This is a genomic window from Sphingobium sp. RS1, assembly GCF_056156825.1.
This window is the reverse complement of sequence record NZ_JBLZXE010000002.1, coordinates 958,513-977,682: the sequence shown is the minus strand read 5'-3', so window position 1 is coordinate 977,682 and position 19,170 is coordinate 958,513. Positions and strand designations below refer to the sequence as shown.

The 19,170-nt window shown below is 62.4% G+C and carries 21 protein-coding genes; 19 read left to right on the top strand and 2 right to left on the bottom strand.

Translation table 11 applies throughout. From position 1 onward, the window contains the following. Positions 1-126: 126 nt before the first annotated feature. Positions 127-1,329: a phosphoglycerate kinase gene (locus tag ACNHGR_RS06335; protein WP_475284762.1), complete on the top strand. Its 1,203-nt coding sequence runs from the start codon at positions 127-129 to the stop codon at positions 1,327-1,329. Positions 1,330-1,405: 76 nt separating this feature from the next. On the opposite strand, the gene ACNHGR_RS06330 is transcribed toward ACNHGR_RS06335, so the two are convergent. Continuing rightward, the gene (locus ACNHGR_RS06330) at positions 1,406-2,605 is read right to left on the bottom strand and encodes an MFS transporter (protein WP_475284760.1); all 1,200 of its coding nucleotides are present in this window, start codon (positions 2,603-2,605) and stop codon (positions 1,406-1,408) included. Positions 2,606-2,897: 292 nt separating this feature from the next. Here ACNHGR_RS06330 and ACNHGR_RS06325 point away from each other — a divergent pair, with 292 nt between their 5' ends. Continuing rightward, positions 2,898-3,803 (top strand): fructose bisphosphate aldolase, encoded by a 906-nt coding sequence (locus ACNHGR_RS06325; RefSeq protein ID WP_475288344.1) that lies wholly within the window; start codon positions 2,898-2,900, stop codon positions 3,801-3,803. A gap of 87 nt (positions 3,804-3,890) precedes the next feature. Here the strand turns inward: ACNHGR_RS06325 and ACNHGR_RS06320 are convergent, their stop codons facing one another. Beyond that, on the bottom strand, positions 3,891-5,021 hold the full coding sequence (locus tag ACNHGR_RS06320) for a DmpA family aminopeptidase (protein ID WP_475284758.1): 1,131 nt from the start codon (positions 5,019-5,021) through the stop codon (positions 3,891-3,893). A gap of 95 nt (positions 5,022-5,116) precedes the next feature. Between ACNHGR_RS06320 and thiE the strand changes: the two genes are divergently transcribed. The 17 genes from thiE (at position 5,117) to nuoK (ending at position 19,166) form a co-directional block, all read left to right on the top strand. Then, a complete protein-coding gene (gene thiE, locus ACNHGR_RS06315) occupies positions 5,117-5,824 on the top strand; it encodes a thiamine phosphate synthase (RefSeq protein WP_475284756.1) in 708 nt (235 codons plus the stop codon). 67 nt (positions 5,825-5,891) lie between these two features. Continuing rightward, the gene (locus tag ACNHGR_RS06310) at positions 5,892-6,983 is read left to right on the top strand and encodes a L,D-transpeptidase family protein (protein WP_475284754.1); all 1,092 of its coding nucleotides are present in this window, start codon (positions 5,892-5,894) and stop codon (positions 6,981-6,983) included. Beyond that, positions 6,980-7,558: a M23 family metallopeptidase gene (locus tag ACNHGR_RS06305; protein WP_475284752.1), complete on the top strand. Its 579-nt coding sequence runs from the start codon at positions 6,980-6,982 to the stop codon at positions 7,556-7,558. Before ACNHGR_RS06310 ends, ACNHGR_RS06305 begins: the two co-directional genes overlap by 4 nt. 226 nt (positions 7,559-7,784) lie before the next feature. Continuing rightward, a complete protein-coding gene (efp, locus tag ACNHGR_RS06300) occupies positions 7,785-8,348 on the top strand; it encodes an elongation factor P (protein WP_066855666.1) in 564 nt (187 codons plus the stop codon). Then, positions 8,348-8,734 (top strand): hypothetical protein, encoded by a 387-nt coding sequence (locus ACNHGR_RS06295; protein ID WP_475284750.1) that lies wholly within the window; start codon positions 8,348-8,350, stop codon positions 8,732-8,734. The genes efp and ACNHGR_RS06295 overlap by 1 nt, the downstream gene beginning before the upstream one ends. Before the next feature lie 40 nt (positions 8,735-8,774). Then, on the top strand, positions 8,775-9,590 hold the full coding sequence (locus ACNHGR_RS06290) for an inositol monophosphatase family protein (RefSeq protein ID WP_475284748.1): 816 nt from the start codon (positions 8,775-8,777) through the stop codon (positions 9,588-9,590). A gap of 132 nt (positions 9,591-9,722) precedes the next feature. After that, positions 9,723-10,097, top strand: a complete 375-nt coding sequence (locus tag ACNHGR_RS06285; RefSeq protein ID WP_056689651.1) for an NADH-quinone oxidoreductase subunit A — start codon at positions 9,723-9,725, stop codon at positions 10,095-10,097. Continuing rightward, on the top strand, positions 10,088-10,642 hold the full coding sequence (locus tag ACNHGR_RS06280) for a NuoB/complex I 20 kDa subunit family protein (protein WP_475284746.1): 555 nt from the start codon (positions 10,088-10,090) through the stop codon (positions 10,640-10,642). Before ACNHGR_RS06285 ends, ACNHGR_RS06280 begins: the two co-directional genes overlap by 10 nt. Before the next feature lies 1 nt (position 10,643). Beyond that, positions 10,644-11,441 carry an NADH-quinone oxidoreductase subunit C gene (locus ACNHGR_RS06275; protein WP_475284744.1) on the top strand — a complete coding sequence of 266 codons (798 nt, stop codon included), beginning with the start codon at positions 10,644-10,646 and terminating at the stop codon, positions 11,439-11,441. Continuing rightward, entirely contained in the window at positions 11,441-12,676 is a 1,236-nt protein-coding gene (locus ACNHGR_RS06270; RefSeq protein ID WP_184265101.1) for an NADH-quinone oxidoreductase subunit D, read from the top strand. Before ACNHGR_RS06275 ends, ACNHGR_RS06270 begins: the two co-directional genes overlap by 1 nt. After that, on the top strand, positions 12,676-13,359 hold the full coding sequence (locus ACNHGR_RS06265; RefSeq protein WP_184265099.1) for a complex I 24 kDa subunit family protein: 684 nt from the start codon (positions 12,676-12,678) through the stop codon (positions 13,357-13,359). The genes ACNHGR_RS06270 and ACNHGR_RS06265 overlap by 1 nt, the downstream gene beginning before the upstream one ends. Beyond that, positions 13,356-14,690: an NADH-quinone oxidoreductase subunit NuoF gene (nuoF, locus tag ACNHGR_RS06260; protein WP_184265097.1), complete on the top strand. Its 1,335-nt coding sequence runs from the start codon at positions 13,356-13,358 to the stop codon at positions 14,688-14,690. Before ACNHGR_RS06265 ends, nuoF begins: the two co-directional genes overlap by 4 nt. Positions 14,691-14,692: 2 nt before the next feature. Then, positions 14,693-16,699 (top strand): NADH-quinone oxidoreductase subunit NuoG, encoded by a 2,007-nt coding sequence (gene nuoG / locus ACNHGR_RS06255; RefSeq protein ID WP_475284741.1) that lies wholly within the window; start codon positions 14,693-14,695, stop codon positions 16,697-16,699. Next, a complete protein-coding gene (nuoH, locus tag ACNHGR_RS06250) occupies positions 16,696-17,736 on the top strand; it encodes an NADH-quinone oxidoreductase subunit NuoH (RefSeq protein WP_184265093.1) in 1,041 nt (346 codons plus the stop codon). The genes nuoG and nuoH overlap by 4 nt, the downstream gene beginning before the upstream one ends. 1 nt (position 17,737) lies before the next feature. After that, positions 17,738-18,223 carry an NADH-quinone oxidoreductase subunit NuoI gene (gene nuoI / locus ACNHGR_RS06245; protein ID WP_056689625.1) on the top strand — a complete coding sequence of 162 codons (486 nt, stop codon included), beginning with the start codon at positions 17,738-17,740 and terminating at the stop codon, positions 18,221-18,223. A gap of 29 nt (positions 18,224-18,252) precedes the next feature. Next, positions 18,253-18,864, top strand: a complete 612-nt coding sequence (locus ACNHGR_RS06240) for an NADH-quinone oxidoreductase subunit J (protein ID WP_184265091.1) — start codon at positions 18,253-18,255, stop codon at positions 18,862-18,864. After that, the gene (gene nuoK, locus ACNHGR_RS06235; protein ID WP_004211745.1) at positions 18,861-19,166 is read left to right on the top strand and encodes an NADH-quinone oxidoreductase subunit NuoK; all 306 of its coding nucleotides are present in this window, start codon (positions 18,861-18,863) and stop codon (positions 19,164-19,166) included. Before ACNHGR_RS06240 ends, nuoK begins: the two co-directional genes overlap by 4 nt. Positions 19,167-19,170 lie beyond the last annotated feature (4 nt).

The window sequence follows — 19,170 nt, the reverse complement described above, 5'->3', positions numbered from 1 at the left end:
CTATCCTGCCCCTCTTTTTCGTCATCCCAGCGAAAGCTGGGATCTCGCTTTCTTCCTCGATGGTGGGAAAGAAGAGAGATCCCAGCCTTCGCTGGGATGACGTCTGTTAGGATCAGGGGAAAAGACATGACCAAGCCCTTCAAGACCCTCGACGATATGGGTGACATCACCGGCAAGATCGTGCTGGTGCGCGAAGACCTGAACGTCCCCATGCAGGATGGTTCGGTCAGCGACGACACCCGCCTGCGCGCGGCGATGCCGACTGTGCTGGAACTGGCCGATCGCGGCGCCAAGGTGCTGATCCTCGCCCATTTCGGTCGCCCCAAGGGCCAGAAGAACCCCGAATATTCGCTGTCGAAGATCACCCGCCCGCTGACGCAGGTGCTGGGCCGCGACGTGCAGTTCATCCCCGACTGCCAGGGCGAAGCCGCCGTCGACGGCATCAAGGTGATGCGCAACGGCGACATCGCGATCCTGGAAAATACCCGCTTCCATCCGGGCGAGGAAAAGAACGATCCGGCGCTGGTCGAAGCCATGGCCGCGATCGGCGACTTGTACGTCAACGACGCCTTCTCCGCCGCACACCGCGCCCATGCCTCGACCGAAGGTCTGGCGCACAAGCTGCCTGCCTTCGCCGGCCGCTCGATGGAAAAGGAACTGGACGCGTTGCAGGCCGCTCTGGGCGAGCCGGTGAAGCCGGTCGCGGCGGTCGTGGGCGGCGCCAAGGTGTCGACCAAGCTGGACGTGCTCAACAACCTCGTCGCCAAGGTCGATCATCTCATCATCGGCGGCGGCATGGCGAACACCTTCCTCTATGCCCGTGGCGTCGATGTCGGCAAATCGCTGTGCGAAAAGAATTTGAGCGATACGGCCGAGGCGATCTTCGACAAGGCGGACGCTGCCGGCTGCACCATCCATCTGCCCTATGACGTGGTCGTCGCGAAGGAATTTGCCGCTAACCCGCCCAGCTTGCGCACCTGCAACGTGCATGAAGTCGCGGAAGACGAAATGATCCTGGACGTCGGCCCCGCTGCGGTGGAAGCACTGGGCGATGCGCTCAAGAACTGCCGCACGCTGGTGTGGAACGGGCCGCTCGGCGCGTTTGAGATCGCGCCGTTCGACGCGGCGACCGTCGCGCTGGCGAAGACGGCTGCGGCGCTGACCAAGGAAGGTCAACTGACATCGGTCGCTGGCGGCGGTGATACGGTGGCGGCGCTCAACCATGCCGGCGTCGGCAGCGACTTCAGCTTCATCTCGACCGCTGGCGGCGCTTTCCTCGAATGGATGGAAGGCAAGGAACTGCCAGGTGTGAAGGCGCTGACCGTCTGATAACCCGTTCGCTTCGAGCGAAGTCGAGAAGCGTGTCTCGACTTCGCTCGACACGAGCGGAAGTTAATACAAAATCTTAGCGGCTGACGCTGGCGCCCCGGTCGAACAGCAGGAAGGCGAGGGTGGCGGCCCCGCCAATCGCCGCACCCGCCAGCGCACTCGCGCTCCAGCCGCCCGCTTCATAGGTGACGGAACCGATCACCGATCCCAGCGCGCCGACCAGGAACATCACCGTCACATAGGCCGCGTTGATCCGTCCGCGCGCATGGGGATCGAGCGAGAAGATCAGCTTTTGCCCGGTAATCTGGCTCATCTGCACCGCGCCGTCGATCAACACGGCCATGATGGTGAAGCCGATCAGGCTACCCGCCGCAACCGTCCAATCCGCCAGCAGGAAGCATAAGGTAAGGCCGACAAGGCCGATCAGCGAGGCCGGGCGGGTCAGCTTGCGGTCGGACATCCATCCCGCCACCGGCGCGACCAGCGCGCCGCCGGCCCCCGCCAGCGCAAAGGCGCCGATGCCGCCATGGCCCAGATGAAATTCATGGATCAGCGCCAGCGGTGCCGCCGTCCAGAACAGGTTGAACGCGGCGAACATCCCGGCCTGATACAGGGCGCGCAGCCGCACGATGCGATGCGTCACCAGTTGGGAGAAGGTGGAGGCCAGCACCTGTCCATAATGCATCCCGCCTTGCGGGCGACGCCTGGGGCAGGCGCTCAGCAGCGCGGTCCCGACCATGGCCATCAGCATGGCCGACAGGATGAAGGTCGCCCGCCAGCCGAACGATCCGGCCAGGAAGTTCGCGACCGGGCGAGATAGCATGATCCCGAACAGCAGGCCGCTCATCACCGTACCGACCACGCGGCCCTGCTTTTCCGGCGCGGCAAGGTGGGAGGCGAGGGGGACCAGCACCTGCGCGCCGGTGGCGCCAACGCCCGTCAGCATGGAGGCTATCAGGAAGCTGATCGGCCCGGCAGACAAGGCGATGGCGATGCAGCCGATGATGGTCGCGGCGATGGACACCAGTACGATCCGGCGATTTTCAAACAGGTCGGCCAGCGGCACGATCAGGAACAGGCCCGCGCCATAGCCCAACTGGGTCAGCGTCGTGATAAGCCCTGCCACGCTCGCCGACATGCCGATTTCCGGCCCGATGACGTCGATCAGCGTCTGGGCATAATAGAGATTTGCGACCATCACGCCGCATCCGATCGCCATCAGCAATATGGTTGCGGGGGGTAGGTCGGCGGGCTTTGCGGCGGCGATGCTGGTCATCGCTGCCCTATGGGTTTTCAGGCGCAACCTTTCAACCCGTGGAAGCGCAAAAGCATGTTGCGATGCAGCGTATGGCGCACTTGTATCGAGGAGGGACATTGCATCTGCCCGACCGGGTGCGGACAGGCAAAATCGCGGCAATCTTCCTTGCGGTGCGACATGGGACTGGCTACCAGCCCCTTACCGGCGATCATCAACAAAAAGTCGCACCCGGCAGGTGGATGGTGGAGCATCCACCGACAAGATTATTTCGTGCCGCCATCGGGCGGCTCCCAAGGGAAGGTATGTGCAGATGCTGGATCAGGACATGAAGCAGAAGATTGCGACGGGCGAAGGCTTTATCGCCGCGCTCGACCAGAGCGGCGGTTCCACGCCCAAGGCGCTCAAGGGCTATGGTGTGGAGGAAAGCGCCTGGACCAGCGAAGAGGAAATGTTCGGCCTGATCCACGCGATGCGCAGCCGCATCATCACCTCGCCCGTATTCACCGGTGACAAGGTGCTGGGCGCGATCCTGTTCGAACGGACCATGGATGGCACCGTTGATGGCAAGCCGACCCCGGCGGCACTGATCGAGCGCGGCGTCGTTCCCTTCATCAAGATCGACAAGGGTCTGGAAGACGAAGCCAATGGCGTGCAACTGATGAAGCCCAATCCCGGCCTCGACACGCTGCTCGCCCGCGCCAAGAGCCTGGGCGTGTTCGGCACCAAGGAACGGTCGGTCATCAACCTCGCCAACCGCGAAGGCATCGCCGCCGTGGTCGCGCAGCAGTTCGAAGTCGGCCTTCAGGTGCTGGCCGGCGGCCTGATGCCGATCATCGAACCGGAAGTGAACATCAAGTCGCCCGAACGTGCCGAAGCCGACCAGATCCTGCTCGAAGAAATCCTCAAGAATCTCGATGCTTTGGACGATGGTGTTCAGGTCATGCTGAAACTGTCGCTGCCGGCCAAGGCCGGTCTGTTCGATCCGCTGGTCGATCATCCTAAGGTGCTGCGCGTCGTCGCTCTGTCGGGTGGTTTTGCCCGACCCGAAGCCTGTGTCGAACTGGCCAAGAATCGCGGCATCATCGCCAGCTTCAGCCGCGCGCTGCTGAACGATCTGCGCCACCAGATGACCGACGCGGAGTTCGATGCCTCGCTTGGTGAAGCGATCGACGAAATCCACGGCGCCTCGGTCGCCAAGCAGCCGGTTGCTGCCTGATCCGCTGATGATCTATTGAAAGGGCCGGCAGAGCGATCTGCCGGCCCTTTTTCATGAAAGAATGATCCGTTCGTTTCGAGCGACCGGCTATTGGATTTGCTGCTTCAGCATCGGCAGCACCTTGTCCAGCGGCAGCGCTTCCGCCGTGCCGCGATGGCCCACCACCGTCTGCGCCTTGAACAGGGCGTTCAGCACCGCTTCCTCGGTCGCCTCGATCGTCGCCTGAAACAAGGGCGAGATGCGATCATTGGGCAGATCCTCCATAGTCGCCACCGCATTGCGCTTGTCGGGGGTACGCCGGACGGCGGCGTTGGTCGAAAAGGCGATCGCATAATCGCCCGATCCATTGGAGAAGCTGGACCCGGTCCGCGCGATCCCCCCGAACGCACGCTCGGCCACCCGGCGCAAATTCCGGTCTGACAGCGGCGCGTCGGTCGCGATCACAATCACGACCGAACCGTCCGCCTTCTTCTCCTCCACCTGCTGCCGATAGTCGTAGCGGCCCAGCTTTACGCCCACCGGCACCCCGGCGATGGTCAGCACGCCGCCATAATTGGCCTGCACCAGGACGCCCACGGTCCAGCCACCCAGCGACACGGGCAGCTTGCGCGAGGATGTCCCGATCCCGGCCTTGTAGCCGAAGGCGATGGTGCCCGTGCCCGCGCCGACAGCGCCTTCCTCCACCGCACCGCCCTTCGCCGTCTCGATCGCCCGGCGGGCGTCGGCGACCTGCACATGGCGGCCACGAATATCGTTGAGCGTGCCGTCATTAGTTTCACCCACCACGGCGTTGACCGACCGCACCTCCTCGTTACCTGGCTGGGCCAGCGTCCATTCGACCGAGGCTGCTGCGGCCTCCGCTACGTTCAGCGTGTTGGTCAACAGAATCGGCGTCTCGACCTCGCCCAGTTCGGCAAGCTGGGTCGATCCCATGAACTTGCCGAATGCGTTGTACGCGACGAAGCCGGCCGGGACCTTGTCCTGAAACAGGTTGCCGCCATGGGGCAGGATCGCGGTGACGCCGCTATTGACGTCATGGCTGCGCGGCAGCGTCACCTGACCCACCTTCACCCCGACCACATCGGTGATCGCATTGAGCGGCCCTGGCTGGAGGATGCCGACAGTCACACCGGCTTCGCGCGCGCGGGGCCGGGTCGCTTCCTTCGCCAGCAGAGGCGCACCGGACAGCAACAGGACGGCGGCGATGGCGTGGCGCATGATGACGATTTTCCTCGAAATGATCCGCCCCTCTATCAAGGGCGCAGGCCGCTCGCCACACTTGGCGCGCGCGCCTGAATGGCTATAAGGCGCGCATGACCGATTTCACCGAAGAAGAGCTGGCGCTCGATCCGCATTTCGCCGACCAGTTCGAGGCAGGCTTTCGCCCCGCCTGCCAGCTTTACCTGATTTCCCCGCCCACCATCGGCGACGATTTTGTCGAGCGACTGGCGCAGGCGTTCGACGGGGGCGATGTCGCTGCTTTCCAGTTACGGCTCAAGGGGCTGGATGACGATGCCATAGCCGCTGCGGCCGCGCCCTTGCAGGCTTTGTGCGCGGAGCGGGAAGTCGCCTTCATCATCAATGACAGCGTGGTGCTCGCCCAGCGTCTCGGTGCGGATGGCGTGCATCTGGGGCAGGGCGATGGCGATGCCAAGGAAGCGCGCAAGCTGCTGGGGCCAAAGGTGCAGATCGGCATTACCTGCCATGACAGCCGCCATCTGGCGATGGAAGCGGGGGAAGCTGGGGCCGATTATGTCGCGTTCGGCGCTTTCTTTCCGACCACGACCAAGGATGTGACGCATCATGCCGAACCGTCGATCCTGGGCTGGTGGACCACCCTGTTCGAACTGCCCTGCGTCGCGATCGGCGGCGTGACCCCGGATAATGCCGGCCCGCTGGTGGCCGCCGGTGCCGACTTCCTGGCGGTCAGCGGCGCGGTGTGGAACCATCCCGACGGCCCCGGTGCCGGGGTTGCCGCTTTCGCTGAGGTGCTGGCCAGCAAGGCCCCGCCGCCGCGCTGATGGGCTGCGCGGCGCAGCCTTCCGCCTCTTCGCGCGTTCTCTCCTCGTAACGACGGAGAGTAGCGCCTTGAAAAATCATCTGTTGCTTGCTGCCCTGCTGTGCAGCGCCTGTAATGTCAGCGTCACCGATGCCAATAGCAGCCAGCCCGCAACCAATGCCGGCCAGCCGGCCAACACCGTAGCGGCGGAGGCGGCTGCCAAAAACGCCACCTATGATTTTCAGGTCGTAACCGAGCAGAATCCGAAACAGCCCAATCGTGTCCTGATGGCGCAGGTGGCGCTGGATCGCTGGGGCTTCTCTCCCGGTGTGCTCGATGGCAAGGATGGCATGAGCTACAAGGCCGCCCTGCGCGGCTTTCAGGAAGCGCATGACCTGCCCGTGACCGGCCAGTTCGACCAGAAGACCGGGAACGCCCTGCTGGAGGGTGAGGCCAGGCCGACCACCTATCTGGTGAAGATCCCCTATGATTTCGCGCGTGGCCCATTCTTCGACGTGCCAAAGGGCCTTAACGAACAGGCGAGTCTGCCTGCGCTCACCTATCGCAACCTGCTGGAAAAGCTGGCTGAGCGGTTCCACACCACGCCCGAAGCACTGGTCGCGCTCAACCCGCCGGGTACCAAGGTAGCCGCTGGCGCCACGATCCGCGTCCCCGCGATCGACAATCAGCCGGTGGCGCAGATCGAGGGCGACGAACGGGGATGGGGCGAGACGCTCGCCAGTCTGGGCGTAGCGAAGGACCAGCCGCAGGCCGACCATATCATCGTCGACAAATCCGAAGGGCTGCTCAAAGTCTATGATGAGCAAAACCGCATGATCGCGCAGTTTCCGGTAACGACGGGATCGCAGCATGACCCGCTGCCGCTGGGCGAATGGACCATCAAGGGGGTCAGCCGTAATCCGGATTTTCACTATAATCCCAACCTCTTCTGGGACGCTGCTGCCAAGGATCAGAAGGCGGTGCTGAAGCCCGGACCCAATGGCCCTGTCGGCGTCGTATGGATCGACCTGTCGAAGGATCATTATGGCATCCATGGTACGCCGGAGCCGCAACTGATCGGCCGTACCGAAAGTCATGGCTGCATCCGGCTGACCAACTGGGACGCCGCGCGCCTCGCCCAGATGGTAAAGAGCGGGGTGAAGGCGAAGTTTCAGGCATGAATCGGCGGGCGTGGGCAGGGGGTGCGATGGCGCTGCTGCTCTGCGCCGCCTTTGCCCATTTTTGCGTGCGGATCGTGCCGGCCGATGCCCCAGCGCCCACGGTAACGATAAGGGCGCCCGATGTGTATCCTTCTGCCGACAATGGCCCGCTGCTGATCCCGGTGGAAGGGGTGCCGGCCTCCGCACTGACAGACACTTTCACGCAGGCGCGGGCTGGCGGCGCCCGGCCGCATGATGCAATCGACATCATGGCATCGCGGGGCAGGGCGGTGCTGGCCGCTGCCGACGGACGGGTGGAAAAGCTGTTCTGGAGCGAGGATGGTGGTCGAACCCTCTATCAGCGCTCCGCAGACGGCCGACTGATCTACTATTATGCCCATCTCGATGGCTATGCGGCGGGCCTGCACGAAGGGCAGTCATTGCAGCGCGGCGAGCCTGTCGCCACGGTGGGTAGCACCGGCAATGCCGATCCCGCCGCACCGCATTTGCATTTCGCGGTGAACATCATGCAACCGAGCGAGGCCTGGTATGGTGGCCGGCCGATCAACCCCTATCCGCTGCTGGTGCGGCGCTGACCTGTCCTACAGAACACTGCTTATGCTAGGTCCGTTCGGCAGGAAGAATGGGTTTTCCGAAAATATCCTACATAGGAAACGCAATTTCAGGATAGGCGGGAAAAGTGCGAAGTTAAGGGCTGGGCCGGCTCCCCCTTGCCCTTCGTGCCGTCCCGCTGTAAAGGCGCGCGCAGCCTCCCAGAGGCCGGCTCTTTTCCACATTCAGACATATAGGCAGGCTCTTCCCATGAAGATCAGCGGCGTCGAGATTCGTCCCGGCAACAACATCGAGTATGACGGCAGCCTGTGGCGCGCCGTGAAGATCCAGCACACGCAGCCCGGCAAGGGCGGCGCCTATATGCAGGTGGAACTCAAGAACCTGATCGACGGCCGCAAGAATAACGTCCGTTTCCGGTCGGCCGAAACCGTCGAGCGCATCCGCCTCGACACCAAGGATTTCCAGTATCTCTACGCCGAAGGCGACATGCTGGTGTTCATGGACACCGAAACCTATGAACAGATCAACCTGGCCCAGGATCTGATCGGCGACGCGTCTGCCTTCCTTCAGGACGGCATGATGGTCGTTCTCGAAATGTATGAAGAGCGCCCGATCAGCGTCCAGCTGCCCGAAACCATCGAAGCAACGGTTGTGGAGGCTGACGCCGTGGTGAAGGGGCAGACCGCCTCGGCGAGCTACAAGCCCGCCATCCTCGACAATGGCGTGCGCGTCATGGTCCCGCCGCACATCGTCACCGGCACCCGCATCGTGGTCGACGTGTACGAACGCGAATATGTGAAGCGGGCCGACTGATGCGGATCGGGCGCAGCACGGCACTGGCCGCCATCTTCGCGATCGGCGTCTTGCCGGTTGCGCTCTCCGCTTCTGCAGGCGCACAGACGACGGCGCGGGCCGCGCCGACCAAGGCACAGCTCGACAGTGCAGCCTATACGCTGCGCATCGTCATGACCGCGCTCCAGTCGAACGAAGTCGAACAGCCAGTCAAGAACGCGCTGTTCGACTGCCTCTATTCCAATTCGATCGGCGAGATCAGCGCCGCGAGCGACAAGGTGATCGCCGCCAACGCCGGCAAGGTTGATCGCAAGGATGCGTCGCAGATGCTGGCGGTGGTCGCCGGCACCTGTGGCTATCGTCCGACCGCGTCGAAGCCTGCTGCCAAGCCCGCCCCGAAGAAATAATCAACCAGGCCGTTCCCGCTGGGAGCGGCGGAGAAAAAATATGGTATCGCACTCCGGCCTTCTCACCGTCATGGAACGCGCCGCGCGCAAGGCGGGGTCGAAGCTCCGCCGCGACTTCGGCGAAGTCGAGCATCTTCAGGTCAGCCGCAAGGGGCCGGCGGACTTCGTGTCCAAGGCGGACCAGCAGGCCGAAAAGACGCTGGTGGAAGAATTGCAGAAGGCGCGTCCCGACTGGGGCTTCCTGCTGGAAGAGGGCGGAGTGATCGAGGGCGATCCCACCAAGCCGCGCTGGATCATCGACCCGCTGGACGGCACCACCAACTTCCTGCACGGCATTCCGCACTTCGCCATCTCGATCGCGGTCGAGGAACCCCTCTATGGCGGCAACAAGCGCGAAGTGACGACCGGGCTCATCTACCAACCCGTTACCGACGAAAGCTACTGGGCGGAAAAGAGCCGGGGTGCCTGGCGTCATGACCAGCGCCTGCGAGTCTCTGCCCGCCGCGACTTGGCTGATTGCGTGATCGCGACCGGCATTCCCTTCATGGGCCATGGCAATATGGCCGAATGGACCCGCATCTTCGGCGCAGTCGCCCCGTCGGTTGCCGGTATTCGCCGTTTCGGCGCCGCCTCGCTCGACCTCGCTCATGTCGCTTCCGGCCGTTACGACGGCTATTGGGAAAGCGGCTTGCAGCCCTGGGACGTGGCGGCCGGCCTGTTGCTGGTTCGTGAAGCCGGCGGCTTTGCCAGCGATTTCCGCGGCGGCGATCAGGCGATCGAACGTAAGGAAGTCATTGCCGGAAACGACGCAATTCACAGCAAATTGCACAAGCTCGTTGCTGGCGCATTGCGCTAAAGTTCAATGGGGCCAAGCTCTTCAAGGGCTTGGCCTTTTTGCGATTCATTCTCACCGCGTTGGCCCCTTGCTTCGCATATGCAGCAGGCCTAAAGCGCGGCCCAAGATACAATTTTCGCCCAGGGGATTCCATTGGTCGATCTCGCCCAATATCTGCCGATCCTGATTTTTCTCGGGATCGCCTTGCTGCTTTCCGGCACCTTCGTCTTTCTGCCGATGCTGGTTGGCCGCCTCACCGGTGCGCACAAGCCCGACCCTGCCAAGCTCTCCGAATATGAATGCGGCTTCCCCGCATTTGAAGAGCCGCGCAGCCAGTTCGACGTGCGTTTCTATCTGGTCGCCATTCTCTTCATCATCTTCGATCTTGAAGCGGCGTTCCTGTTCCCCTGGGCTGTTAGCCTCGACCAGATCGGCTGGGCCGGCTGGGCAACGATGATGATCTTCATAGCGGAGCTGGTGCTCGGCCTCGTCTATGCGTGGAAGAAGGGAGCACTCGATTGGGAGTAGAACTGTCCGGTCCCATTCCCGGCACCATGCCGCCGATGGGAACCCAGCCCGACCAGGCCTTCTTTGACTCGCTCAACAGCGAAGTGAATGACAAGGGCTTCCTGATCACCTCGACCGAGGAACTGTTCCTGTGGGCCCGTACCGGCTCGCTGTGGTGGATGACCTTCGGCCTGGCCTGCTGCGCCGTGGAAATGATCCACGTCAACATGCCGCGCTACGACATGGAGCGCTTCGGCGCCGCCCCGCGCGCGTCCCCGCGTCAGTCGGACGTGATGATCGTCGCGGGTACGCTGTGCAACAAGATGGCCCCGGCGCTGCGCAAGGTCTATGACCAGATGTCCAACCCGAAATATGTGATTTCGATGGGCAGCTGCGCCAATGGCGGTGGCTACTACCACTACAGCTATTCGGTCGTCCGTGGCTGTGACCGCATCGTGCCGGTCGACATCTATGTGCCGGGTTGCCCACCGACTGCCGAGGCGCTGCTCTACGGCATCATGCAGCTTCAGCGGAAGATCCGCCGGATCGGGACGATTGAGCGTTAATATGGCCCATTCCGCACCCAAGATCGTGAACCCGGAAGGCATCGTCGAGGAAATCGGCGCGCTGCTGGGTAGCATGCTGATCGAAACCGTCGATCATGCCGACGAACTGACCTTCACCGTTGCGCGTGACGAGCTGGCCAATGCCATGGTCGCGCTGCGCGACATGGGGCATTACCAGCAGCTGATGGAAATCGCCGGCGTCGACTATCCGGACCGTCCGGACCGGTTCGAGGTCTGCTATCATCTGCTCAGCGTTACGCGGAACCATCGCGTTCGTGTGAAGGTGTCCACCGACGAAGATACGCCGGTGCCGACCGTCACGCACATCTGGCCGGTCGCCGGCTGGCTGGAGCGCGAAGTGTTCGACATGTATGGCGTCGTATTCGACGGCAATACCGACCTGCGCCGCATCCTGACCGACTATGGCTTCAAGGGGCATCCGCAGCGCAAGGACTTCCCGCTGACCGGCTATGTCGAGCTGCGCTATTCTGAAGAGGATAAGCGCGTTGTCTATGAGCCGGTGAAGCTGGCGCAGGACTTCCGTAGCTTCGACTTCATGAGCCCATGGGAAGGCGCACAATATGTGCTGCCCGGCGATGAAAAGGCGCCTGCGCCTGCTGCGCCCGCCGCTGCTCCCCCGGCAGCATCGACGCCCAAGGCGACCGAGAGCAAAGCCGACACCGGTGCTGGCGATGCCGCCAACAAGAAGGCTGAGGAAAAGTCGGGGGATGCCCCGGCCAAGCCTGCTGCCGCCACCGATGAAGGCAAGGGGGCTGCCAAGCCCGAAGGTAAGGCCTGATGTCCGACTATCTTGAAAAGCTGGATCATGTCACCGATGCGGTCGATCCGACCTATGGCGACACGGAAATCCAGAACTACACGATCAACTTCGGCCCGCAGCATCCTGCGGCGCACGGCGTTCTGCGTCTGGTCATGGAACTGGAAGGCGAAATCGTCGAGCGCTGCGACCCGCATGTCGGCCTGCTGCATCGCGGCACCGAAAAGCTGATCGAGCACAAGACCTATTTGCAGGCGCTGCCTTATTTCGACCGGCTGGACTATTGTTCGCCGCTCGGCATGGAGCATAGCTATGTATTGGCGGTCGAGAAGCTGCTGAACCTGGAAGTGCCGCTGCGCGCGCAATATCTGCGCGTGTTCTTCGCGGAACTGACCCGTATCTGCAATCACATGCTGAACCTCGGATCGCATGTGATGGACGTCGGCGCGATGACGCCGAACCTGTGGCTGTTCGAAATCCGCGAGGATTGCCTCAACTTCTTCGAACGGGCTTCCGGCGCCCGCATGCACTCGGCCTATTTCCGGCCGGGCGGCGTGCATCAGGATGTACCGCTGAAGCTGTTGACCGACATTGCCGACTGGCTCGATACTCGCCTGCCGCGCCTGTTCGAGGACGCGATGAGCCTGGTGGTCGACAACCGCATCTTCAAGCAGCGCAATGTCGATATCGCCATCGTCTCCAAGGAAGACGCGCTGAAATGGGGCTTCTCCGGCCCGATGCTGCGCGGTTCGGGCATCGCCTGGGATATCCGCAAGGCACAGCCTTACGACGTCTATGATCGCATGGATTTCGACATTCCGGTCGGCACGGCCTATGACTGCTATGACCGTTTCATGGTTCGGGTCGAGGAAGTGCGCCAGTCCGCGCGCATCATGAAGCAGTGCCTGAACGAAATGCCTGAAGGGCCGATCGCCAGCTTCGACCGCAAGGTTTCGCCGCCCAAGCGCGGTGAGATGAAGCGGTCGATGGAAGCGCTGATCCACCACTTCAAGCTTTACACCGAGGGCTTCCATGTCCCGGCGGGGGAAGTCTATGTGGCGACCGAAAGCCCCAAGGGCGAATTCGGCGTCTATCTGGTCAGCGACGGCAGCAACAAGCCCTATCGCTGCAAGATCCGCCCGACCGCCTTCTCGCATCTGCAAGCCATGGACTTCATGATGAAGGGCCACATGCTTGCTGATACCACCGCTGTACTGGGCGCGATGGACATCGTGTTCGGAGAATGTGACCGATAATGGCTGACGCAGTTCATATCCCCGATGAGGCCGAAACCCGTGCGCGCTGGGGCGCGTTCGAGTGGACCGCCGAAAATGCCGAACAGGCCAAGAAGGTCATCGCGCGCTACCCCGCCGGTCGCCAGCAGTCGGCGGTGATGCCGCTGCTCGACCTGGCCCAGCGTCAGGTCGGTGCCGAAACGCAGACCAATGGCTGGCTGCCCGTGCCGGTGATGGAATATATCGGGCGTCAGCTCGATATGCCGTACATGCGCGTGTACGAAGTCGCGACCTTCTACACCATGTACAATCTTGCGCCGGTCGGCCGTTACCATGTGCAGGTGTGCGGCACGACGCCCTGCATGTTGCGCGGTTCGGACGATGTCTTTTCGGCCTGCAAGAACAAGGGTTTGGTCAAGGGCGGCACGACCCCCGACGGCCTGTTCACGCTGACCGAAGTCGAATGTCTTGGCGCCTGCGCCAATGCGCCGATGGTCCAGATCAACGACGATAATTTCGAAGATCTGACCTATGACAGCATGAGTGCCATTCTGGAGACGCTGGCCTCTGGCGGCCAGCCCAAGATCGGCCCGCAGATCGACCGTCAGACGAGTGCACCCGAAGGTGGTCCGACCACGCTGAAGGACATGGTCAGCGAAAATCACGATTATCGTGGTCAATGGAATGAAGGAGCGACGGCATGACCGATGCACCTGCACCGGCTCCGTTCGTCGGGCCGCTGTCCGACAAGGACCGCATCTTCACCAACGTCCATGGCTTCCAGGATTGGGGCGTTGACGCCGCTATGAAGCGCGGCGACTGGGACAATACCAAGAAGCTGATGGAGTTGGGGCAGGACGCCATCATCGACATCATCAAGGCGTCGAACCTGCGTGGCCGTGGCGGCGCCGGCTTCCCGACCGGCATGAAGTGGAGCTTCATGCCCAAGGAAAGCAAAGACGGTCGTCCCAGCTTCCTGGTCATCAACGCCGACGAATCCGAACCGGGTTCGTGCAAGGACCGCGAAATCATCCGCCACGATCCGCACAAGCTGATCGAAGGTGCGCTGATCGCCGGTTTCGCGATGCGCGCGCGCGCCGCCTACATCTACATCCGCGGCGAGTTCATCTATGAGGCGAAGGTGCTCTTCGCCGCTGTCGAGCAGGCCTATGAAAAGGGCTTCATCGGCAAGAATGCCTGCGGTTCGGGCTATGACTTCGACGTCTTCGTCCATCGTGGCGCCGGCGCGTATATCTGCGGCGAGGAAACCGCGCAGATTGAAAGCATCGAAGGCAAGAAGGGCCAGCCCCGCCTGAAGCCGCCTTTCCCGGCGGGCGCGGGCCTCTATGGCTGCCCGACCACCGTGAACAATGTGGAATCGATCGCGGTCAGCCCGACGATCCTGCGTCGCGGCGCGGCCTGGTTCAACGGCTTTGGTCGTGAGAATAATCGCGGCACCAAGCTGTTCCAGATCAGCGGCCATGTGAACAAGCCCTGCGTCGTCGAGGAATCGATGTCGATCCCGTTCCGCGAACTGATCGACCGTCATTGCGGTGGCATCCGTGGCGGCTGGGACAATCTGCTGGCGGTCATCCCCGGTGGTTCGTCGGTGCCTCTGGTTCCTGCGAAGGAGATCATGGACGCGCCGATGGACTTCGACGGTCTGCGCGCGCTCGGCTCCGGCCTTGGCACCGCAGCCGTCATCGTCATGGACAAGTCCACCGACATCGTCCGCGCCATTTCGCGTCTCTCCTACTTCTACAAGCATGAGAGCTGCGGCCAGTGTACGCCGTGCCGTGAAGGCACCGGCTGGATGTGGCGCGTCATGGAGCGCCTGCGCACCGGTGACGCCGACCAGAGCGAAATCGACATGCTGTTCAATGTGACCAAGCAGGTCGAAGGCCACACCATCTGCGCGCTCGGCGACGCGGCGGCATGGCCGATCCAGGGGCTCATCAAGCATTTCCGTCCGGAAATCGAGCGCCGGATCAACGAGAACAAGGGTAGTGCCCCCGTCATGGAGGCAGCGGAGTAACCATGCCGAAGGTCAAAGTAGACGGCGTAGAACTGGAAGTGCCGGCAGGCGCAACCGTTCTTCAGGCTTGCGAGCAGGCGGGGAAGGAAATCCCCCGTTTCTGCTATCATGAGCGCCTTTCCATCGCGGGCAATTGCCGCATGTGCCTGGTCGAGGTGAAGCCCGGACCGCCCAAGCCGCAGGCTTCGTGCGCGCTGCCGGCCACCGAAGGTCAGGAAATCCGCACCAACAGCGAAATGGTCAAGAAGGCCCGCGAAGGGGTGATGGAGTTCCTGCTCATCAACCACCCGCTCGATTGCCCGATCTGCGATCAGGGCGGCGAATGCGATCTTCAGGACCAGTCGGTCGCCTATGGCCGTGGTTCGTCGCGCTATGACGAAAACAAGCGCGCCGTGACCGAGAAGAATATGGGTCCGATCGTCAAGACGGTCATGACCCGTTGCATCCAGTGCACCCGTTGCGTGCGCTTTGCAGAGGAAGTCGCGGGCGTGCCGGAAATCGGTGCCATCTATCGCGGCGAAAATATGCAGATCACCACCTATCTCGAACATGCCGCCAAGAGCGAGCTGTCGGGCAATGTGGTCGACCTCTGCCCGGTCGGCGCGCTGACCGCCAAGCCCTACGCCTTCGAAGCGCGTCCGTGGGAACTCAAGAAGACCCATGCGATCGACGTGATGGACGCGCTCGGCACCAACATTCGCCTCGACAGCCGTGGCCGTCAGGTGCTGCGCGCCGTGCCGCGCATCAATGACGACGTGAACGAGGAGTGGGCAAGCGACAAGACCCGGCACAATGTCGACGGTCTGGTTCGCAAGCGCCTCGACAAGCCGTTCGTCCGCAAGGATGGCAAGCTGGTTCCGGCGACCTGGGCGGAAGCCTTCGCCGCCGTCGCGGCTGTCCAGCATGGCGGCAGCGTCGCGGCGATCGCCGGCGACCTGCTCGATTGCGAAACCATGTTCGCTGGCAAGGCGCTGGTCGAAAAGCTGGGCGGCACGATGCTGGAAGGTCGCCAGACCGGCCTGTCCTATGATGTGTCGAGCCTGTCGTCGGTCGTGTTCAACACGCCGCTGGCTGACCTCGAAACCGCTGATGTCATCCTGCTGGTCGGCACCAACCTGCGCTGGGAAGCGCCGCTGGTGAACACCCGCATCCGCAAGGCGATCAAGAAGGGCGCGAAGGTCTTCGCCGTCGGTCCCGAGTTTGATCTGACCTACAAGGTCGAATGGCTGGGCAATGACGCCTCGCTGCTGGCCAAGCTGCCGGAAGCCGTGCTCGAAACCTTCAAGGGCGCTACCCGTCCGGCGATGATCGTCGGCGGTGGCGTGCTGGCCAAGGACGGCGCGCATGGCGACACGCTGGCGCTTGTCGAAACGCTGGGCCTCGTGAAGGATGGCTGGAACGGCTATAACGTCCTGCACTTCGCGGCCGCGCGCATGGGTGGCCTGATGCTGGGCTATGCGACCAAGGGCGGTATCAAGGCTGTGGCGGAAGCCGCGCCCAAGCTGCTCTTCTTGCTGGGTGCGGACGAGGTCGACTATTCGGCATTCGGTAGCAGCTTCAAGGTCTATGTCGGCCATCATGGCGACAAGGGCGCGCACGCGGCCGACGTGATCCTGCCGGGCGCAAGCTATGCCGAAAAGGCTGGCACCTACGTCAATCTCGAAGGCCGTGTGCAGTTCGGTGAAAAGGCTGTGTTCGCGCCGGGCGATGCCCGCGAAGACTGGTCGATCCTTCGTGCCCTGTCGGAAGCGCTGGGTGCCAAGCTGCCGTTCGACAGCTTCGACGCGTTGCGCGCCGAAATGGTCAGGGCGGTTCCTGCTCTGGGTGTCGAAGGTATCGCCGACTATGGTTGGTCGGTCCCGTCGCTGCCGACCGGTGCAACCGGTGAGCTGGGTTCGCCGATCAAGGATTTCTACCTCACCAACGCCATCTGCCGTGCCAGCCCGACGATGCAGCAATGCTCGGCCGAGCTGATCCATGGCGTTGAGTATGCGGAGGCCGCAGAGTGACCGCTTTCTTCCAAGGCCTTGGCCTGCCTTTCGAAGGCGCCTGGCTGCTTTCTACCGTCATCGGTATCTTGGTGATCTGTCTGCCGGTCATGCTGGCCGTTGCTATGATCATCTATGCCGACCGCAAGATCTGGGCTGCCATGGCGCTGCGCCGTGGCCCCAACGTCGTCGGTCCCTTCGGTCTGCTCCAGTCCTTCGCGGATGGCCTCAAGGTTTTCCTTCAGGAAACCATCGTTCCGTCGGCATCGAACAAGGCGTTGTTCCTGATCGCACCGATCATCACCTTCACCGTCGCGCTGATGGCCTGGGCTGTCGTGCCGTTCCAGGTGGGCGTGGTGCTGGCCAACATCAATGTCGGCCTGCTCTACATTCTCGCGATCAGTTCGCTGGGCGTGTACGGCGTGGTGCTGTCGGGCTGGGCGTCCAACTCAAAATATCCCTTCTACTCGGCGATCCGCGCGTCGGCGCAGATGATTTCCTATGAAGTCTCGATCGGTTTCATCCTGATCACCGTCGTCCTGTGGGCGGGCAGCTTCAACCTGACGCAGATCGTGGAAAGCCAGAAGGCCTATTATGGTTTCCTGAACGGCAACGGCTTCAACCCGCTGCTGTTCCCGATGGCGATCATGTTCCTGATTTCGGCCATGGCGGAAACGGCGCGCGCACCGTTCGACCTTACCGAAGCGGAAAGCGAACTCGTCGCGGGTTATCAGACCGAATATTCGTCGATGGCCTTCGCGCTGTTCTGGCTGGGCGAATATGCGAACGTCATCCTGATGTGCGCATTGAATGCGATCCTCTTCTGGGGCGGCTATCTGCCTCCAGTCGACTGGGCGCCGCTCTATTATGTGCCGGGCATCCTCTGGCTGTTCGCCAAGATCCTCTTCTTCTTCTTCGTCTTCTCCTGGGTGAAGGCGACGGTGCCCCGTTACCGGTATGACCAGCTGATGCGGCTGGGCTGGAAAATCTTCCTGCCGACCTCGCTGTTGTTCGTCTTCCTGGTTTCGGGCTTCCTCATGCTGACAAGGTATTCGTGACATGAGCCTTGGCTATTACGTCAAAAGCTTCACCCTCTGGGAGTTCGTGAAGGCGCACTGGCTGACCTTGAAGTATTTCTTCAAGCCCAAGGCGACGATCAACTACCCGTACGAGAAGAACCCGATTTCGCCGCGTTTCCGTGGTGAACATGCGCTGCGTCGTTATCCCAACGGGGAAGAACGCTGCATCGCGTGCAAGCTGTGCGAGGCCATTTGTCCGGCGCAGGCGATCACCATCGAGGCGCAGCCGCGCGACGATGGCAGCCGCCGCACCACGCGCTACGACATCGACATGACCAAGTGCATCTATTGCGGCTTCTGTCAGGAAGCCTGCCCGGTGGATGCGGTCGTGGAAGGCCCGAACTTCGAGTTCGCGACCGAAACCCGCGAAGAGCTGATCTACGACAAGGCCAAGCTCCTCGAAAACGGCGACAAGTGGGAGCGGGCGATTGCCGCGAACCTTGCCGCCGACGCACCCTATCGTTAAGCCGCCGGCATCAAGGGGAATATGATCCTGTGATCCACGTTATCGCCTTTTATTTGTTCGCCATTCTGGTGGTGAGCAGCGGCGCGCTCACGATATTGTCGCGCAACCCGGTCCATTCGGTCCTCTGGCTGATCCTGGCCTTCTTCAACGCGGCCGGTCTGATGATCCTGCTCGGCGCCGAATTCATCGCGATGCTGCTTGTCATCGTCTATGTCGGTGCGGTCGCGGTGCTGTTCCTGTTCGTCGTCATGATGCTCGACATCGACTTCGCCGAACTGCGGGCCGGCTTCGTGGATTATCTGCCCTTCGGCCTGCTCATCGCGCTGGTGCTGCTGGCGGAAATCATCCTCGGCATCGGCCTGTGGAGTGCTGGCCCTATCGAGCTGGCGCAGCGTGCCGCTCCGACCAACCCCGAACTGTCGAACATTCAGGCGATCGGCGGGCTTCTCTATACCCGCTACATCTTCCTGTTCGAAGCGGCGGGCATCGTCCTGCTGGTCGCCATGATCGGCGCGATCGTCCTGACCCACCGTGCCCGTGGCGGCGTGAAGGGCCAGAATGTCGCCAAGCAGAACCGTCGCCGTCCGCAGGATGCGACGCGTAACATCAATCAGCCCGTCGGGCAGGGGGTGGAGCTGTGATCGGCCTTCAACATTATATGGTGGTCAGCGCCATCCTCTTCGTGATGGGGGTGCTGGGCATCTTCATCAACCGCAAGAATGTCATCATCATCCTGATGGCAATCGAGCTGATCCTCCTCAGCGTGAACATCAACCTTGTCGCCTTCAGCGCCTTCCTGGGCGATCTGGTGGGGCAGGTCTTCTCGATGTTCGTGCTGACCGTCGCGGCGGGTGAAGCGGCCATCGGCCTCGCCATCCTCGTCATTTACTTCCGTGGTCGCGGCACCATCGCCGTCGACGATGTCAACCGGATGAAGGGCTGAGACT

Bases quoted from the DNA above. Each gene is read 5' to 3' on its own strand.
- ACNHGR_RS06320 (WP_475284758.1), bottom strand. From the start codon at position 5,021: ATGCGCCACGCCATCGCCGCCGTCCTGTTGCTGTCCGGTGCGCCTCTG.
- nuoG (WP_475284741.1), top strand. From the start codon at position 14,693: ATGCCGAAGGTCAAAGTAGACGGCGTAGAACTGGAAGTGCCGGCAGGC.
- ACNHGR_RS06295 (WP_475284750.1), top strand. From the start codon at position 8,348: ATGCGGATCGGGCGCAGCACGGCACTGGCCGCCATCTTCGCGATCGGC.
- ACNHGR_RS06275 (WP_475284744.1), top strand. From the start codon at position 10,644: ATGGCCCATTCCGCACCCAAGATCGTGAACCCGGAAGGCATCGTCGAG.
- efp (WP_066855666.1), top strand. From the start codon at position 7,785: ATGAAGATCAGCGGCGTCGAGATTCGTCCCGGCAACAACATCGAGTAT.
- nuoF (WP_184265097.1), top strand. From the start codon at position 13,356: ATGACCGATGCACCTGCACCGGCTCCGTTCGTCGGGCCGCTGTCCGAC.
- ACNHGR_RS06335 (WP_475284762.1), top strand. From the start codon at position 127: ATGACCAAGCCCTTCAAGACCCTCGACGATATGGGTGACATCACCGGC.
- ACNHGR_RS06305 (WP_475284752.1), top strand. From the start codon at position 6,980: ATGAATCGGCGGGCGTGGGCAGGGGGTGCGATGGCGCTGCTGCTCTGC.
- thiE (WP_475284756.1), top strand. From the start codon at position 5,117: ATGACCGATTTCACCGAAGAAGAGCTGGCGCTCGATCCGCATTTCGCC.
- ACNHGR_RS06290 (WP_475284748.1), top strand. From the start codon at position 8,775: ATGGTATCGCACTCCGGCCTTCTCACCGTCATGGAACGCGCCGCGCGC.
- ACNHGR_RS06330 (WP_475284760.1), bottom strand. From the start codon at position 2,605: ATGACCAGCATCGCCGCCGCAAAGCCCGCCGACCTACCCCCCGCAACC.
- nuoI (WP_056689625.1), top strand. From the start codon at position 17,738: ATGAGCCTTGGCTATTACGTCAAAAGCTTCACCCTCTGGGAGTTCGTG.
- ACNHGR_RS06270 (WP_184265101.1), top strand. From the start codon at position 11,441: ATGTCCGACTATCTTGAAAAGCTGGATCATGTCACCGATGCGGTCGAT.
- ACNHGR_RS06325 (WP_475288344.1), top strand. From the start codon at position 2,898: ATGCTGGATCAGGACATGAAGCAGAAGATTGCGACGGGCGAAGGCTTT.
- ACNHGR_RS06265 (WP_184265099.1), top strand. From the start codon at position 12,676: ATGGCTGACGCAGTTCATATCCCCGATGAGGCCGAAACCCGTGCGCGC.